Annotated in this window: 11 protein-coding genes; 2 read left to right on the top strand and 9 right to left on the bottom strand. The window is 72.4% G+C overall.

Features of this window, described 5'->3' with window-relative positions; translation table 11 throughout:
• Nucleotides 1-127: 127 nt before the first annotated feature.
• The gene (locus tag ASE20_RS13255; protein ID WP_056894991.1) at nt 128-1,114 is read right to left on the bottom strand and encodes a helix-turn-helix domain-containing protein; all 987 of its coding nucleotides are present in this window, start codon (nt 1,112-1,114) and stop codon (nt 128-130) included.
• A gap of 211 nt (nt 1,115-1,325) precedes the next feature.
• Between ASE20_RS13255 and ASE20_RS13250 the strand changes: the two genes are divergently transcribed.
• On the top strand, nt 1,326-3,065 hold the full coding sequence (locus ASE20_RS13250) for a sigma-70 family RNA polymerase sigma factor (RefSeq protein ID WP_056894990.1): 1,740 nt from the start codon (nt 1,326-1,328) through the stop codon (nt 3,063-3,065).
• A gap of 181 nt (nt 3,066-3,246) precedes the next feature.
• Here the strand turns inward: ASE20_RS13250 and ASE20_RS25305 are convergent, their stop codons facing one another.
• The 8 genes from ASE20_RS25305 to hppD form a co-directional block, all read right to left on the bottom strand.
• Nucleotides 3,247-4,101, bottom strand: a complete 855-nt coding sequence (locus ASE20_RS25305; RefSeq protein WP_056894989.1) for a helix-turn-helix domain-containing protein — start codon at nt 4,099-4,101, stop codon at nt 3,247-3,249.
• 193 nt (nt 4,102-4,294) lie between these two features.
• A complete protein-coding gene (locus tag ASE20_RS13240) occupies nt 4,295-5,488 on the bottom strand; it encodes an ATP synthase F0 subunit B (RefSeq protein WP_056894988.1) in 1,194 nt (397 codons plus the stop codon).
• 116 nt (nt 5,489-5,604) lie between these two features.
• On the bottom strand, nt 5,605-7,317 hold the full coding sequence (locus ASE20_RS13235) for a cation:proton antiporter (RefSeq protein ID WP_056894987.1): 1,713 nt from the start codon (nt 7,315-7,317) through the stop codon (nt 5,605-5,607).
• Between the two features lie 22 nt (nt 7,318-7,339).
• Nucleotides 7,340-8,578 carry a Glu/Leu/Phe/Val dehydrogenase dimerization domain-containing protein gene (locus ASE20_RS13230; RefSeq protein WP_056894986.1) on the bottom strand — a complete coding sequence of 413 codons (1,239 nt, stop codon included), beginning with the start codon at nt 8,576-8,578 and terminating at the stop codon, nt 7,340-7,342.
• Between the two features lie 23 nt (nt 8,579-8,601).
• The gene (gene fahA, locus ASE20_RS13225) at nt 8,602-9,729 is read right to left on the bottom strand and encodes a fumarylacetoacetase (protein ID WP_056894985.1); all 1,128 of its coding nucleotides are present in this window, start codon (nt 9,727-9,729) and stop codon (nt 8,602-8,604) included.
• Nucleotides 9,726-10,562 carry a hypothetical protein gene (locus tag ASE20_RS13220; protein ID WP_056894984.1) on the bottom strand — a complete coding sequence of 279 codons (837 nt, stop codon included), beginning with the start codon at nt 10,560-10,562 and terminating at the stop codon, nt 9,726-9,728. Before ASE20_RS13220 ends, fahA begins: the two co-directional genes overlap by 4 nt.
• Nucleotides 10,559-11,761 (bottom strand): homogentisate 1,2-dioxygenase, encoded by a 1,203-nt coding sequence (locus tag ASE20_RS13215; protein ID WP_056894983.1) that lies wholly within the window; start codon nt 11,759-11,761, stop codon nt 10,559-10,561. The genes ASE20_RS13220 and ASE20_RS13215 overlap by 4 nt, the downstream gene beginning before the upstream one ends.
• Nucleotides 11,761-12,966 carry a 4-hydroxyphenylpyruvate dioxygenase gene (gene hppD, locus ASE20_RS13210; RefSeq protein ID WP_056894982.1) on the bottom strand — a complete coding sequence of 402 codons (1,206 nt, stop codon included), beginning with the start codon at nt 12,964-12,966 and terminating at the stop codon, nt 11,761-11,763. The genes ASE20_RS13215 and hppD overlap by 1 nt, the downstream gene beginning before the upstream one ends.
• A 120-nt stretch (nt 12,967-13,086) precedes the next feature.
• Here hppD and ASE20_RS13205 point away from each other — a divergent pair, with 120 nt between their 5' ends.
• Nucleotides 13,087-13,596, top strand: coding sequence for an Lrp/AsnC family transcriptional regulator (locus ASE20_RS13205; RefSeq protein ID WP_056894981.1), 510 nt, complete (start codon nt 13,087-13,089; stop codon nt 13,594-13,596).
• Nucleotides 13,597-13,856 lie beyond the last annotated feature (260 nt).

Below are 13,856 nucleotides of genomic sequence, written 5' to 3'. Positions count from 1 at the left end.
GAGCCCGGCACCGGACCCACCCAAGCGGAGCACACCAGAAATCGTTCCTGGCCGGGACCGCGAGCCCCCCAGCTCCGCGGTCCCGGCCAGTCCCGACCACGCTCCCGTCGTGGTGGCCTCGTGCGTCCTAGCGGCTGGCCTCCAGGACCGTGCGCGTGGACTGGCGCTGCAGCATCCGCGAGGCGCGCTGGATGCGCAGCAGCATCGCCGCGGACGGCGTGACCGTGCCGCGGACGTAGGTGGACAGGCGCGAGGGCGAGGTGCCGATCCGTGAGGCGAACTCCCGCTGGGACGCGCCGCTCAGCGCCACGAGGTGCCGGATCTCGCGGGCGACCTGGTCGCGCTCGCGCTCGCGGCACCACTCCTGGCACTGCTCGATCGAGCTGGCGATCGCCGCCAGGGCGGAGGGCCGGTCGGACGCGCGGCCGAGGTCGAGGAGCAGGTCGGCGTACGGGCCCCACGGGCTGGCGGCGATCGGGCCGAGGTGCGAGCGCCAGTCGGCGATCGTGCCGTGGTCGATCAGGCGGTGCAGCTCGGCGACCGAGGTGATCGGGGCAGCGGCGCGCTCGGGGTCGAGGTCCTCGAAGACCAGGTTCTGGGCGATGACGGCGCAGGTGGTGGCGACGTCCTCGTCGTTGTCGCTCGCGGTGGTGTCGCCGCCCAGGCGGGACGCGAGATCCCAGGTCACCAGCCGGCGTACGGCGGTCGTGGTCCACGGCATCGAGGCGTCGCGCTCGAGCGCGATGCTCGCGCGGTGCTGCAGGCGGGCCAGGCGCGGCTGGCCGAGCTGGGTCGCGAGCTCGACGGTCGCGGCGTAGTCGGTCGGCTCGTCGAACACGATGAGCGCGACGAGGTTGGCGAGCACCGCGCAGCGGGCGGTGGACCGCGGGTCGTTGCGGTTCTGGTCGAGGACCCGGACGAACTGGTCCCACACCTCGCGCTTGTCGGCGGGCACCCGGTCGGCGCGGTCCAGCGTCGCGAACAGGATCCGGCGCAGCGTCGTACCCGCCTGGACGGGCACGGGGTGGCCGGCGAACTGGCTGCGCAGCTCCGGCGTGGGCGTCGGGGACGCGGCAGGCTGCGACGGGGTGAGGGTGCGCGTGGTGCTGGGCATGCGGTGTCCTTGGGGTCGGTCCGGGTGGCGCAGGTGCCGTCCCGAGAGCGGCACCTGCACCCACCAAGACGCGGGGGCGCACGGAACATCACGCGGTTTTCAGATTTGGTTGCAAAGTTTTTTCGCGATCCCCGAAGTCTTGCTCCGAGACCTACGATCGAACGGGTCGTTGTGTGCCCGGAGCGACCACGAGCCGACGAGAGGATCACCCGTGACCGCGGAGGGAGTGCTGCCGGCCGAGCCGGACTTCGACCAGCTCTACCGCGACCACGTCGACGACGCGCGGAAGCTGGCGACGATCCTGGTCGGCGCCGAGCAGGCCGAGGAGCTCGTCGCCGAGTCCTTCGCCCGGGTGCTGGCGCAGCTGCGCGCGGGCCGCGGGCCGCGCGACAACTTCCGTGCCTACCTCCACGTCACCATCCGCAACGGCTTCCGCGACTCGCTGCGCGGACCGCGCGAGGCGCCGGTCTCCGACCAGCCGTGGCTCCTCGACGACGCCCAGCCCTCGGCCGAGGAGCTCGTCGAGGACCTCGAGGACAACACCGCCTCCCTCGCCTTCGCGACCCTGCCCGAGACGTGGCAGAAGGTGCTCTGGCACGTCGAGGTCGAGGGCCGCAAGCCGGGCGAGGTGGCCGACCTGCTCGGCATGCGCGCCGGCGCCGTCTCCTCGCTCGCGCACCGCGCCCGTGAGGGCCTGCGCCGCGCCTACCTCGACCAGCACGTCGTCGCGACCACCGCCGTCGCCGACTGCAACTGGACCCGTCAGCGGCTCAGCCAGTACGTCCGCGGCGACCTCGGCTCCCGTGCCGAGGAGAAGGTCGCCGACCACATCGGCTCCTGCGAGGAGTGCCTGGCGGCGTACCTCCAGGTCGAGCGGGTCAACCGCAAGCTCGCCGCCTGGATCTTCCCGGTCGTCCTCCTCGGAGCGCTGCCGGCCTCCGGCAAGGGGCTGGCATGGCTCGTCGGGCTGTCGGGTGTGGCCGGCGTCGGCACGGCCGGCGCATCGCCCGGAGGAGCGGGTGGCGCCGGCGGGAGCTCGGGTACGTCGGGCACGGCCGCCGTCGCGGCCGCCGCAGCCGTCGCGGTCGGGGTCGCCGGGCTCGCCACCTGGGTGGTCCGCGCGCAGCACACCGAGCCGACCTCCGCGGACACCCGCACCAGCCAGGAGCCGACGGCCGACGACCCGGTCGAGGCCGCTCCTCCCGCCGACCCCCCACCCGACCCGGTCGTGCGCAGGCCGCAGGTCAAGCCGGTGGCCGAGCATGTCCCGGTCGTCCCGGTCGAGCCGACCAACGCGCCGGCCCGGCCCCGGCCGCATGCGCCGAGGCCGGTGGTCGTCGAGGCCGTGGCGCCCCGCGCCCGCGCCGTTGCCGGGTGTGGCACGTGGGGGAGCCTCGACCTGCCGAGCACGCGCGGCGTGAGCTACGCCCGCACCGCCGGCGACGGGAGGGCGGGGACCTGGACGGTCGAGGCGACGGCCCGGTCGGGCTACGTCCTGCGGTCCGGCTCGCGTCGTACCTTCACGGGGGACCTGGGTGGCTTCGTCCCCTGCGCGACCCTCACCTCGGTCACCTCCACCGCCCACCCGCACCCGGTGTGGGGCCACTGGGACCTCGTCGTCGACGCCGAGGCGCAGCCCGGTGCGGACCGCCGGCTGTCGGCGACCTTCGCCTTCGACCAGGACGTGATCGTTGGCAAGCGCGACATCGACGGCGCCGGCTGGACCTGCCACACCGCGGACGGCACGCCCGTCGGCCTCAAGCTCGAGATCGTCCTCGGTCCCGGAGCCTCCGGCCCGCTCGTGTGCGACTACGACTACACCGGCACCGAGCCGCCGCAGCTGACCGTGCACGCCGTCGGCATCGACGAGGGCTTCCAGAAGGTCGCGCCCACCGGGACGCTCACCCTCCGCTCGGACGACGAGGTCGTCGGCTCACGTCGCTTCGGCTAATCACCGCCGTCCCCCACGAACCGTGGGAGATGGCACCACGAACCGTGGCAGATGGCACCACGAACCGTGGGAGATGGCACCACGAAGTGTGGACGGTGGTTGCCAGGAGCCACACCNCACTTGGCACGGTTCGTGGTGCCACTTGGCACGGTTCGTGGTGCCACTTGGCACGGTTCGTGGGTCAGGCGGGCCCGTCGGGCACACCGTGGGCGGAAGAGCGGGCCCGCTTCGCCATCCGGTTGATCCGCAGCAGCATCGCCGCGGACGGCGTGACGCTGCCGGTGACGTACGTCGAGAGCCGGGACGGCGACGTACCGACCAGCGACGCGAACTCACGTTGGGTCAGGCCGGTGCCGGCGATGGTGGCGCGGATGTGGTCGGCGACGGCGCGCCGCTCGTCCTCCTCGGCGATCCGGCGGGCCATGCCGGCCAGGGCCTGGATGCCCTGGAACTCCCCGGGGCGCTCGTCGGGGTCGAGCAGCGAGAGGTGGTGCTCGGTCCGGCCGGCCCACGGCTCGGAGAGCGCGGCGGCCACCATCCGGCGCCACAGCCCGGCGTCGCCGCCGCGGAAGACCTCGAGCAGCGCCTCCTCCGTCGTCAGGGTGGGCAGCGGCCGGTCGTCCTCGCCGTCGTCGACCATCAGCAGCCGCAGCGCGGCGCCGGCGCACAGCTCGCGCAGGTCAGGGTCGTCGTGGGTCAGGCTGCCGGGGGTCCGGGAGGGCTTGCCCCAGGCGCGCTCCCCGAGGGTGCGCACCAGCTGGGTGACCAGCGGGCGTCCCGGCACGGGGTCGATGGCGGCGAGCACCTCGTCCTGGAGCGACGCCGTCTGGTTGCTGCCGATCTCCTGGTCGAGACGCTGCAGGTCGCGGACGTCCGCGTCGTCGTCGAAGTGGATCAGGGAGAGGGCGTTGGCGAGGATGCTGCGGCGCACGGCGTGCGGACGACCCTCCCGCGGCCGGATCGCGGCCTGGGCGTCGTACCAGTGCTGTCGGGCGGCATCACCGATCCCGACGCGCGCCTCGAGGCGCGCCACCATCCCCCACATCTGCCCTGCACGCCCTGTCTCGGGAGGCAGGCCGTCCGCGACCCCCAATGCAACGGACATGCCTGCGGCGACGCAACGCCAGTCCCACCTGCCGGGGCGTCGCTGATCCGCTGGGGACGATGGTAGGCGGACTCCGTGTCACAGGCACGGGGTGAACGCGTGCCGTATCGGATGCGAGAACGGGTCAGGAACGGCGTCGCCAGCCGCGCTTGCGGTGCGGCTCGTCGTCGCTGTCGTGGTCCGGCGACACGGCGGGGGCACTCGAGCTCCCGGGGGTGTACGGCGTGATCGGGGCGTTCGCCGGGATGCCCGGAGCAGGGGTGGTGCCCCCGAGGCTGCTGAGCAGGTCCTCGGCGGTGGGCGCGGGGGCGGCCGGTGCCGTGGGAGCGGCCGGGGCGGGTGCCGGCTGCGGCGGGCTCCAGACGTGGGTCGGCTCGCGGGTCGGCTCGCGGGTCGGCTCGGGGGCGGCGGTCTGGGTTGCCGGCTGCGCAGCCGCGGGCTCGGCCGGCGGCGGCGTGACGAAGGTGGGTCGCGCCTCGACGGCGGCGGGCTCGTCGTCGGCGCGGGTCACCCCGCGGTCCGAGGCCCGCAGGCTGTCGGTCGCGGCCTCGACGCCGTGGAGCACGCGGGTACGGATCTCGTCCATCCGGGCGGTGTGGCGGTTGGCCTCGGCGAAGAGCTCCTCCTGCGCGGTACGGCGGATCCGCTCCAGCTCGGCGTTGAGCCGGTCGCGCTCGGCGCCGGCCTCGCGACGCAGCCGCTGGGCCTCCAGGACGTCGTTCTCGCCCGCCTTGATGATCTCGGCCGCCTCGGCGCGGGCGCGCTCGAGGATGGTGGACGCCTCGGTCTCGGCCGCCGTGCGCTTCTCGTCGAGGCTGCGCTGCGCGTCGGCGTGCAGGTTCTCGGCCGCGCGCAGGGCCTCCTCGATGATCCGCGACGCCTGGCTGGTGGCCTCGCGCCGCTCACTGAGCGCTGCCGCGGCGGCCTCCTCGGCCTCGCGGCGCAGCGCGATCACGTCCTGGAAGTGCTGGGCCGACGGGGCGGGGGTGGTGCCGCGCTCCGGCTCGTCGTACGACGACGGGGCCGGGGCTGGCTCCCTGTCCGCGGCAGGGCTCTCGTCGTCGGCGGACGCATCGGCGGCCGGCACGGCCGGGTGGTCCATGGTGGCGTCGGTCCACGAGTCCTCGGCCGGCTCCGGCGCAGGCTCCTCGGCCGGCTCGGGCGGCGCGAAGGCGCCGTCGAGGGCCTCGTTGGGCTCGTAGACGCCGGACAGCGGGTCGTTCGGGGCCTCGTCGCGTCGGCCGAGATCCGGCCGGAGGTCGTCGTCCACGGAGCCCTCGTCGCCCCAGATGCGTCCGTTGTCGCCGGCCATGTCCATCGTTCCCCTCGTCAGGTCAGGCACCCGTCGCCCGTCGTACCGCGGGCTGCAGCCGATCTTCACACACGTCCGGTCGGGATGGGACGGCCGATCCACGGAGGAGACGGCCGGGCCGGTCAGATGCCCGCGTTGAGCCGTTGCTCCTCGCGGTCCAGCAACGCCTCGGCCTGCGCGTAGGTCTCGCTCGTGTACGCCCCGATCGAGCGCTCGGACAGCAGCGCCTCCCGCATCGTGTCGAGGTAGAGGCGCTGGACCAGCAGCGACTTCTCCCGCAGGCCGGGCTTCTGCTGGCGCAGCTGCTGGATGGTGCCGAGCAGGATCGGCAGGAAGCGGCGCTCCAGCGACTCCGCGAGCGCCGGGTCGATCGGCTCGCCGTCGACCACCAGCTCGCCGATCGGGCCGAGCTGCGCGACGGTGTCGTCGCGCAGCTGCTGCATCAGCGTGAAGAACTCGCCGCGCTGCTTCGCCGGGCTGACCGGCCGCAGGCCCAGGCGCCGGATCAGCGGCGGCAGGGTGAGCCCGAACAGCAGGAGCGAGGCCACCGCGACCAGGCAGGCGACGACGACCAGCGTCGAGCGGCCCTCGGCGTCCACGTCGATCGTCTGTACGGCGGCCAGCGTGACCACGCCGCGCATCCCGGACCACGCGAGCACGAGCCCCGCCCGGCCGGTCAGCGGCTCGCGCTGCTCGAACGCGATGTCGGCGCTGGCCCGGGCGAGCCGGCGCCTGGCCATGCTGACCCGCTGGATCTCCTGCGTGCTCGACGGCGTGAGGCCCTCGATCCTCTCCTCGAACTGGCCCAGCCGCTCCCGCACCCGGTCCGCGCGCTCCTCCCGGCGCAGCCGGTCCATCAGCAGGGGACCCGCCACCCCGACGAACCGCAGCCCGACCAGGAGCAGCAGCACCACGAGGACCATCGCCGCGATCCGGCTGTCGGACGTCGTACCCCGGGCCTCGGCGAGGAGACGCGGCAGCTCGAAGCCGAGGACGATGAAGACGGCGTTCTCGAGCAGGAAGCTGATGGTCGCCCAGTTGGTGCGCTCCATCTGGCGGTGACGCGCGGAGAACCTCTTGCCGGCCTGGTGGCCCGTGACCAGGCCCGCGACCACGACCGCGAGCACGCCGGAGGCGTGCACCTCCTCCGCAGGGACGAACGCGAGGAAGGGCACGGCGAACGAGATCGACGTGTTGAGCACCGGGTCGGCCAGCCGGTGCCGGACCAGCACGGTGAGCCAGCCGACCGCCGTACCGACGAGGAGGGCGCCGACCACCGCCCAGGCGAAGTCGCCGACCGCGTGGCCGAGGCTGAAGGTGCCCGCCGACGCGGCGACCAGCGCCGAGCGCAGCACCACCAGCGCCGACGCGTCGTTGACCAGGCTCTCGCCCTCGAGCACCGTCATCACCCGCGGGGGCAGGCCCATCCGCCGTCCGATCGCCGTCGCGGCCACCGCGTCGGTCGGGCTGACGACCGCCCCGAGCGCGATCGCCAGGGCCAGCGGTACGTCGAAGAGCAGGTGCACGACGTACCCGACCCCGAGCGCGCCGACCACCACGATCACCAGCGCCAGCCAGCTGATCAGTCCGAGGTTGCGCCGGAGGTCGAGCACCGGCAGTCGCACCGCCGACGCGTACAGCAACGGCGGAAGCACGCCCGCGAGGATCAGGTCCGGCTCGACGTGCAGGTCCGGCACGCCCGGCAGGTAGCTCGCCCCGACGCCGAACGCGATCAGCAGCAGCGGCGTCGCGACGCCCGTGCGGCGGGAGAAGGCGACAGCGATGATCGAGATGACCAGGCCGACACCGGCGATGTAGAGGTACTCGTGCTCCACCCCGGCAGTCTAGGAACCCCCGTCACACCAGCTGGTCGAGCGCGATCTCCAGGGCCGTCGCGGCGAGCAGGGTCGGGTGGGGGGACCGCTCGTGGCACCGCTCGAGCGCGGCCCGGATGGTGCGCGACACGTCGCCGAGGATCAGCTCGTCGGAGACCTCGCCGATGCCCTCCATCAGCAGCGTGAACGTGCGGGCCATGCCGCAGTTCGCGATGAAGTCGGGGATCACGGCGACGTGCTGGTCGGCGAACTCGTAGGTCGGGCCGTAGAAGATCTCCGGGTCGGCGAACGGCACGTTGGCGCCGGCGGAGATCAGCTCGAGGCCGGCGGAGACGAGGCGCTTCACGTGCTCGACGGTGACCAGGCGGGAGGCCGCGCAGGGCAGGAAGATCTCGGCGCCCATGTCCCAGATCGCGTCGTCGAGCTCGGCGAAGGGGATCACGTTCTCGGCGCGCAGGGCGTTGCCGTCCTTGCCGACGAAGAGGGCGTGCACCTCCTCGGGCGTGAAGCCGTCGGCGTTCATCAGGCCGCCGTCGCGGTCGATGATGCCGACGATCCGGGCCCCGGCGAGGGAGAGGTAGTAGGCCGCCGCGGAGCCGACGTTGCCCCAGCCCTGCACGATGACCCGCTTGCCGGCGAGGCTCTGGCCGAGCGCGGCGCCGTAGACGCCGTAGTAGTGGACGACCGACTCGGCGACGCCCCAGCCGGTGACCATGTCGGCGATCGTGTACTTCGCCTCGCGGTCCGGCGTGTAGCGCGGGTCCTCGACGACCTTCGAGACGCCGAGGCGCAGCATGCCGACGCGCTGCACCAGCTCGCGCTCGTCAGCGGCGAAGTGGCCGTTGACGATGCCCTCCTGCGGGTGCCACAGGCCGTAGCGCTCGGTCATCGGGATCACGTCGTGCAGCTCGTCGACGTTGAGGTCGCCACCGGTGCCGTAGTAGGTCTTCAGCAGTGGGGTGACCGCCTTGAACCAGCGCGCCAGGACACCGTCGCGGCGCGGGTCGTTGGGGTCGAAGTCGATACCCGACTTGGCGCCGCCGATGGCCGGCCCGGACACCGTGAACTTCACCTCCATGGTCTTCGCCAGCGACTCGACCTCGTTGCGGTCCAGGCCCGCGCGCATCCGGGTGCCGCCGCCGGCAGCGCCGCCGCGCAGCGAGTTGATGACGGCCCAGCCCTTGGCCTCGGTCTCGGCGTCGTGCCACTCGAAGACGATCTCGGGTGCCTTGGCCTCGAAGCGGTCGAGGAGGTTCTTCATGTCGGTTCCTTGGGTCGTCGTGGTCATGCGCGTGCCTTCGTGATGCGGCCGCGGCACTCGCCGAAGCCGATGCGGGTGCCGTCGGCGCCGGGGGCCGTGGCGCGGAGGACGACCTCGTCGCCGTCCTCGAGGAAGCCCTCGCCGCGCTCGATGAACGAGCCCACCTGGTCCTTGGCGGGCCCGGAGATGGTGCCGGAGGCGAACAGGTCGCCGGTCCGGGTCGGTGCGCCGTTGACCGTCAGGTGGGCGAGCATCTGGGCGGGCGACCAGTACAGGGAGGAGTACGGCGGTCGGCTGACCACCGTGCCGTTCCACTCCACCTCGAGGTCGATGTCCAGGCCCCAGGGACGGTCGAGGGCGAGGTACGGCAGCACGGCGGGCTCCTGCGTCGGCGTGTCCACGCGGGCGGCGTCGAGCGCGGCCAGCGGCACGACCCACGGCGAGATCGTCGAGGCGAAGGACTTGCCCAGGTGCGGGCCGAGCGGGACGTACTCCCAGGCCTGGATGTCGCGCGCCGACCAGTCGTTGAACAGCACGACGCCGAACAGGTGCTGGTCCGCGTCGGCGCCGGCGATCGGCGTACCCATCTCGTTGCCGACGCCGACCACGAAGCCGAGCTCGGCCTCGATGTCGAGGCGGGTGCTCGGGCCGAAGGTCGGGACCTCCGCGTCCGGGGCCTTGCGCTGGCCGCAGGGGCGCACCACGTCGGTGCCGGACACGACGACCGAACCGGCGCGGCCGGTGTAGCTGACCGGCAGGTGCTTCCAGTTCGGGAGCAGCGGGTCCGGGTTGTCGGGGCGGAACAGCCGGCCGAGGTTCGACGCGTGGTGCTCCGAGGCGTAGAAGTCGACGTAGTCGGCGACCTCGAAGGGCAGGTGCAGGGTCACGTCGTCGATCGCGTGCACGCCGTCGGCGGGCAGCCCGTCGGCGAGCGCGGCGGTGATCGCGGCGCGCACCTCGTCCCAGCGCTGCCGGCCCTGCGCCATGAACGCGTTCAGGGTCGGCCGGGCGAAGACCGCGTCGTCGGGGTCGCCCAGCAGCGTCGCCAGGTCGACGACGTGGTCGCCGAGCCGCGTCGCGCAGCGGGCGGGCGAGCCGTCGACGGAGTAGACGCCGTAGGGCAGGTTGGTGAGCCCGAACAGCTCGTTCATCGAGATGCCTCCAGGAGTCGGCCGAGAGCGGTCAGCTCGTCGACGGGGTCGGTGATCGAGCAGGTGCCGATCGAGCCGAGCAGGCTGCCGGTGGTGGCCGGGAGCCGGTCGGCGTCGCGGATCGCGAGCAGGGCGGCGACGTCCTCGACGCCGGCCCCGGCCTCGGCCGCCGCGGTGGCGGCGAGCAGGTTGAGGAAGCCGTGCTGCTCGAAGCCGGTCTCCGGGTCGGTGTTGCGCAGCGCGTGGTGCAGCCCCGCGGTCGCCTTGAACGGCACGCCCGCCCGGGTCAGGGCGACCACGGCTGCGGCCAGTTCGGCCTCGTCGGGGTAGAGGTCCGCGCGCACCCCGCCGGTCCGCAGCTTCGCCCGGTACGACGACCCGGCCAGATCGGCGATGACGGCGTCACGGCGCTCGTCGCGGGGGATCTCGACGAAAACGGGAGTTTCACCGGCCGGCCGGTGAAACTCACGCTTGGACGACGAAGCTTCCTCGTCCAAGCGTGAGTTTCGTCGTCCAAGCTCGGCCAGGACCGCGTCCGCGGGCAGGTCGGAGGGCAACGTCACCTCGACGGCGACGACCCGGATGCCGGGCACGTCCCAGGCCAGGACCGTCGCGAGCTGGTCGAGCGGGGCGACGACGGCCACGTCGAGCGGGCCCTCGTCGACGAGGTCGTCGAGAGCCGCGGCGGGTACGACGAGCGGACCGACCAGGTCGGCGTACCAGCTCGCGCGGTGGGCGCGGTGCGCGACGACGGCCTCGGCCAGCGGCAGGTTGCCCGGCGGGAAGACCGCGGCGTCGTCGAGGAGCAGCGGGACTGCCGCGGGGTGGTTCACTGCTGCCCCCGGACCCACGACGTCACGTAGACCCCGTCGTCGCACGCCTGCCCGGCCTCGCCGAGCTCGAGCGGCCGGAAGGTGTCGACCATGACGGCGAGCTCGTCGAAGAACTCCACGCCGATCGACTTCTCGTAGGCGCCCGGCTGCGGTCCGTGCGCGTGGCCGCCCGGGTGGAGGCTGATCGAGCCCTGCCCGATGCCGGATCCCTTGCGGGCCTCGTAGTCGCCACCGACGTAGAACATGACCTCGTCGGAGTCGACGTTCGAGTGGTAGTAGGGCACCGGGATCGACAGCGGGTGGTAGTCGACCTTGCGGGGCACGAAGTTGCAGATCACGAAGTTGTGGCCCTCGAAGACCTGGTGCACCGGCGGCGGCTGGTGGACCCGGCCGGTGATCGGTTCGAAGTCCGCGATGTTGAAGACGTAGGGGTAGAGGCAGCCGTCCCAGCCGACGACGTCGAACGGGTGGTCGGGGACCACGTGGACCGTGCCCGCGATACCGCCCGGACCGGGGCCGCGGTGCTTGATGAACACCTCGACCGGTCCCTCGTCGTCCGCCAGGAGGGGCTCGGACGGCGTGCGCAGGTCGCGCTCGCAGTACGGCGCGTGCTCGAGCAGCTGCCCGAAGCGGGACAGGTAGCGCTTGGGCGGCGTGATGTGGCTGTTGGCCTCGACCACGTAGAGCCGCAGCGGCTCGCGCCCGGTCGGCACCCAGCGGTGCGTGGTCGCTCGCGGCAGCACGACGTAGTCGCCCTCGCCGACCTCGAGTGCGCCGAAGACGGTCTCCACGATCGCGGTGCCGGACTCGACGTAGACGCACTCGTCGCCGATGCCGTTGCGGTAGAGCGGGGAGGTCCTGCCGCACACGGCGTACGAGATCCGGACGTCGCCGTTGCCGAGTACCAGCCGGCGCCCGGTGACCGCGTCGGTCTCCTTCCACGCCTCGCCGGCGAACAGCTCGTGGAGCCGGAGGTGGCGCGGGACCAGCGGGTGGTTGGGGGTCGTGGCCAGGTCGGGCAGGTCCCACACCCGGGCCTCGACGACCGCCGACGGGATCGTGCGGTGGTAGAGCAGGGAGGAGTCGGACGAGAACCCCTCCTCGCCCATCAGCTCCTCGAAGTGGAGCGTGCCGTCCTCGGCGCGGTGCTGCGTGTGCCGCTTCGGCGGCACGAAACCGATCCGCTGGTAGTGGGCCATCAGAAGTTGCCCCGTCGCTCCTGCTCGCGCTCGATCGCCTCGAACAGCGCCTTGAAGTTGCCCTTGCCGAAGCCGAGCGAGCCGTGCCGCTCGATGAGCTCGAAGAAGACGGTCGGCCGGTCGCCGAGCGGCTTGGTGAAGATCTGCAGGAGGTAGCCGTCCTCGTCGCGGTCGACCAGGATGCCGCGCTTCTGCAGCTCCTCGACCGGTACGCGGACCTCGCCGATACGCGCGCGCAGCTCGGGGTCCTCGTAGTAGGAGTCCGGCGTCGCGAGGAACTCGACGCCCTCGGCGCGCAGGCGGTCGACGGTGTCGAGGATGTCGTTGGTGGCGAGCGCGAGGTGCTGCGCGCCGGGGCCGTCGTAGAACTCGAGGTACTCGTCGATCTGCGACCTCTTCTTCGCGATCGCCGGCTCGTTGAGCGGGAACTTCACGCGGTGGTTGCCGTTGGCCACGACCTTCGACATCAGCGCGGAGTAGTCGGTCGCGATGTCGTCGCCGATGAACTCGGCCATGTTCGTGAAGCCCATGACCTTGCGGTAGAACTCCACCCACTCGTCCATCCGGCCCAGCTCGACGTTGCCGACGATGTGGTCGAGGGCCTGGAACAGCCGCTTCGGCGCACCCTCGCGCTTGCGGAAGGTCGACGTGCGGGCGACGTAGCCGGGGAGGTACGGGCCGTCGTACCGGCTGCGGTCGACGAGGCTGTGGCGGGTGTCGCCGTACGTCGCGATGGCGGCGATCCGCACGGTGCCGTGCTCGTCGGTGACGTCGTGCGGCTCCTCGAGGACCGTGGCGCCGACCGAGCGCGCGTGCTCGATGCACTTGTCGACGTCGGGCACCTCGAGCGCGATGTCGACGATGCCGTCGCCGTGCTTGCGGTGGTGGTCGAGGATCGGGCTGCTCGGGTCGACGCCGCCCTTGAGGACGAAGCGCACCGCGCCGCTCTTGAGCACGAAGGCCACGTGGTCGCGGTTGCCGGTCTCGGGGCCGGAGTAGGCGACCAGCTCCATGCCGAACGCGGAGACGAAGAAGTGGGCGGACTGGGTGGCATTGCCGACCGCCCAGACGGCAGCGTCCCAGCCGGTCACCGGGAACGGGTCCTCGCGGTCGTCGTACTCGACGAGTCCGACGAGCTGCTTCAACGTGTCGAGGTCGAGCTCGGCGAGCCGCTCCTCGCTGGTCAGGGTCTCCTGGAGGGACATGTGAGGAGCACAACAGGAGCGGCCGGGGCCGCACAACCTGTCCATCTCGAGGTAGGCAGAACGGCCAGTTCTGCCTAGTTGGTACGCCGATCAACTGGCCGGATTGACTAGCATCGAGACATGGACGGTCCGCTCACCCTCGACCAGGTCGACATCGCCCTGCTCACCGCCCTCACCGAGCACCCCCGAGCAGGCGACCTGGAGCTCTCGCGGGTCACGCAGGTCGCCCGAGCGACGGTGCAGAGCCGGCTGCGGCGGCTGGTCGAGGCCGGGGTCATCGCCGACTGGGACCCGACCCTCGACGTCGCGGCCGCGGGCTACGAGGTGCAGGCCTACGTGACCCTGGAGATCTCGCAGGGGGCGCTCGACGAGGTGACCCGCGACCTGGCCGCGATCCCCCAGGTCCTCGAGGCCTACGTCACCACCGGCTCGTACGACGTGCTGTGCCGCGTCGCGACCCGTTCGCACCCCGAGCTGCAGGCCACCCTGGTCCGGATCGACCAGTCCTCGTCGGTGGTGCGCTCGACGAGCGTGATGGTGCTGTCGGTGCTGATCGCGCCCCGGGTGCTGCCGCTGCTCGCGAGCGCGGAGCCGGCTCCGAGTCGCCGCGCCCCGGCGTACCGCGGCTGAGCCTGCGCTGCGAGGGGCGTCGGAAAACGTGAGAGCCGCCGCAAGTGTCTCGGGTCACCTGCGGCGGCGTGAGCAAGGATCGCAGACGAGCGCACCCCGTGTCAGTAGCGGCGAAAGTAAAATCTCCGGCTCCACGGCAGCGCAATTCTTTGATCGATCCAACGAACCGGGCCCCCGGAGCGGCGTGATCTCGGGGGGTGGCGCCGATGTGCGTCAACTCAAAACGGGTGTCATGGTGACTGTCACGCGGACGACGGTGT

Source organism: Nocardioides sp. Root240 (assembly GCF_001428825.1).
GTDB lineage: Bacteria > Actinomycetota > Actinomycetes > Propionibacteriales > Nocardioidaceae > Nocardioides.
Note: the sequence above shows the minus strand (reverse complement) of the source record. Positions and strands in the feature narration are given on the sequence as shown.